This is a genomic window from Mesorhizobium sp. M2A.F.Ca.ET.037.01.1.1, assembly GCF_003998075.1.
GTDB lineage: Bacteria > Pseudomonadota > Alphaproteobacteria > Rhizobiales > Rhizobiaceae > Mesorhizobium.
The window spans coordinates 1-2,265 of the sequence record NZ_RZSA01001015.1 but is presented as its reverse complement, the minus strand read 5'-3'; the positions used below and the strand labels follow the sequence as shown (position 1 = coordinate 2,265).

General features: G+C 66.4%; 2 protein-coding genes and 1 pseudogene. All 3 read right to left on the bottom strand.

The features are described 5' to 3' along the window. Window positions 1-303 (bottom strand): annotated as a pseudogene (locus EOA27_RS32735) (hypothetical protein); the annotation flags it as partial. A gap of 268 nt (window positions 304-571) precedes the next feature. Continuing rightward, entirely contained in the window at window positions 572-955 is a 384-nt protein-coding gene (locus tag EOA27_RS32730) for a VOC family protein (protein ID WP_126083360.1), read from the bottom strand. 132 nt (window positions 956-1,087) lie between these two features. After that, window positions 1,088-2,017: a LysR family transcriptional regulator gene (locus tag EOA27_RS32725; protein ID WP_126083359.1), complete on the bottom strand. Its 930-nt coding sequence runs from the start codon at window positions 2,015-2,017 to the stop codon at window positions 1,088-1,090. Between the last annotated feature and the right edge of the window lie 248 nt (window positions 2,018-2,265).

Below are 2,265 nucleotides of genomic sequence, written 5' to 3'. Positions count from 1 at the left end.
GTTGTACATCGCCTCCAGCTCGAGCTTCTCCGTCAGGCTCTTGTCGCCGGCCTTGAAGGTGAAGGAGCCGCTGATGCCGGGCTCCAGCTGTCCGCCCGCGGCGCCGAGATCGTAGCTCAGCACCGGCTTGCCGAAACAAGCGAGCATCAGATGCGCATCGCCCTTCGGCCCGCCGCAGACCGAGGCCATCATCACGCTGCCGCCCTCGTCCTCCTCCATCCTGGCGGACCAGGAGCAGGACGCGGCATGGGCGGGCAGGGTGGTGAGCAGTGCCAGGATGAGTGTTGCCGGCCCGCGTTTCATGATCGCTCCCTCTCGTGATGCGGTGATCATATAGAGATTGGCGAAAACGGGCGAGCGCGCAATCTCCCGCCCTTTCGCTTCGTCATATATGGACGGCCCTCTTGCCCAAGAGGGGCCGTCCATACATGACGAAGGATAGGCTGGCGCTAGATCAACTTCTCCAGCGTAACCCTTCCCCTGTTGCATGGAACACCGCATGGCAATCGCCGGGGCGATGCCCACGATCGCCAGTTCCCCACGCCCTTGCCGCCACGACGTGGGTTTGCAATCACCGGGCCTTGGCCGGCTGGAAGAGTTCCACCAGATTGCCGGAAGGATCGACAAGCAGGATTTGCGAGCCGCCCGGCCCGGTCACAATTTCATTGCGGAAGCTGAGGCCCGCCGCCCGCAGCCGGCCAACCTCGGCCGCAAGATCCTCGACGATCAGGTGGATGCGGTTCCAGCCGCCTGGGCCAGGCCGCTCGCCATCCGGCATCGGCCTGCCCGCCGAACTGGTCGGACCGCTGAGGAGCAGCCGAAGCGCTCCCCTCGAGACATCCGCGAAGGCCGGCGCCTGGTTCGAAAGCTGCGTGAAGCCCAGATGTTTCGTGTACCAGGTGAGGGCCTCTTCGACATCGTTGACCATGTAGCGGACATTTACAGTCGTGGACATTAGCCTTGCCTCTTGCGTGAGCGGGTGAGCAGTTTAGCCGGCATGTCGCCAGGCTCCTAATTTTTGTTCATGGTCCCTGAATGCCTTGATCACCCGCTCAGGACTTCCGCCGACATCTCGGAGGTTGCCTTCTCATCGCCGCCAGGGCGGCTCGGGCGAAAATCGCTTGCCGATCCAGTCGGCGAAGGCGCGGGTCTTGGCGGCCTGGCCTTTGGCTGAGGGCGTGACGACATAAACCGCGCCCTCGTCGGCCAGCGTCCAGTCCTCCAGGATCGGCACCAGCCGGCCGTCGGCAATCTCGCGTCCGACCAGCCAGTCCGTGCTCATCATCAGCCCGACGCCTTGCACGGCGGCCTCGACCAGCACCTCGGCGTCGTCGCTGACCAGTGGCCCGGAAACCTCGACGCGCGCGCGCCGGCCCTCACGGTCGGTCATCTCCCAGACCGGAAAGGTCTGGAAGCCGGTGAAGCCGAGGCAGGAATGTTCGAGCAGCGCCTGCGGCGTCTGAGGCATGCCCCTTCGAGCAAGGTAGGACGGGGCGGCGCAGAGCAGCCGGCGCCGCGTCGCCACCTTGCGCGCCACCAGGCGTGAATCCTCGAGGCTGCCCAGCCGCACGGCGACGTCGAAATTCTCGGCGACGAGATCGGCGAAGCGGTTGGAGAATTCGGCCTCGATGCGCAGATCCGGGAACTCGGCGAGGAACTGCGGCAGGAACGGGGCTATCCACATGCGCCCGAACGTGCCGGGCAGCGCCAGCCTGAGCAGCCCGCGCGGCCGGCCGCCGGCATGGGCGGAGGCCGCGGCTTCGGCCTCGTCGACAGAAGCCAGGATGGCGCGCACGCGCACCAGGAACTGCGCGCCCGCCTCGGTCAGCGACACGCTGCGCGTCGTGCGGTGGAGCAGCCGCACCCCCAGCCGCTCTTCCAGCGACTGCAGCCGGCGCGACAGGATGGTCGCGTCGCGCCCGACCGTCGCCGCCGCCCGGGTGAAGGAGCGCGCCTCGGCGACGGCCGCGAAGGCGGCCATTTCGGCGAGCGCGGCGGTTTCGTGGGATTGCTGCATGATTTGCAATACTCAAATGCAAAAGACGACAATTATCGAGGCATAGCGCAGCAGATAGCTTCACTCAACCGTCAATCGGCCCCACGGAGTGAACCCATGAAAGCCATCGAACTCACCCAGCCCAGGCTCGACGCCTTCCGCGCCGCCAGCGTCGCCACGCCCGAACCGCAGCGCGGCGAGGTGCTGATCCGCCAGCGCGCGGCGAGCCTGAATTTCGTCGACGTCGCCGTGGCGAGCGGCAACTATCC

Bases quoted from the DNA above. Each gene is read 5' to 3' on its own strand.
- EOA27_RS32730 (WP_126083360.1), bottom strand. From the start codon at position 955: ATGTCCACGACTGTAAATGTCCGCTACATGGTCAACGATGTCGAAGAG.
- EOA27_RS32725 (WP_126083359.1), bottom strand. From the start codon at position 2,017: ATGCAGCAATCCCACGAAACCGCCGCGCTCGCCGAAATGGCCGCCTTC.